Source organism: Frankia sp. CcWB2, assembly GCF_977927585.1.
The window spans coordinates 1-375 of sequence record NZ_CDWRCM010000274.1; the positions used below are offsets into that span (position 1 = coordinate 1).

The 375-nt window shown below is 72.0% G+C and carries 1 protein-coding gene and 1 pseudogene; both read left to right on the forward strand.

Annotated elements, in window-relative coordinates:
- Positions 1–126: pseudogene (locus tag ACY45C_RS20200) on the forward strand (IS607 family transposase); the annotation flags it as partial.
- On the forward strand, positions 123–375 hold a 253-nt coding region (locus ACY45C_RS20205), incomplete at its 3' end, for a helix-turn-helix domain-containing protein (RefSeq protein WP_462189132.1). The pseudogene ACY45C_RS20200 and the gene ACY45C_RS20205, both read left to right, overlap by 4 nt.

Genomic DNA, 375 nt, shown 5'->3' on the forward strand with positions numbered 1-375 from the left:
GACGACCTGGTCGGTGACGTCACCGAGATCCTGACGTCGCTGTGCGCCCGGTTGTACGGCCGTCGCGCTGCGGCGAACCGGGCCCGGCGTGCGGTCACCGAGGTGACGAAGGACGACTCGACGTGAAGGCGTTGCAGGCGTACCGGTTCGCACTCGATCCGAACACCGTCCAGCGTGCCGGCCTGCGCCGGCATGCCGGGGCGGCCCGGTTCGCCTACAACTGGGGTCTGGCCCGGGTGAAAGCCGCGCTCGCCCAGCGCGAGGCCGAACAGTCCTACGGCCTGTCCGGTGACGCGCTGACTCCGGCACCGTGGACGTTGCCCGCGTTGCGGCTCGCGTGGAACGCCGCCAAGCGGGACGTCGCCCCCTGGTGGG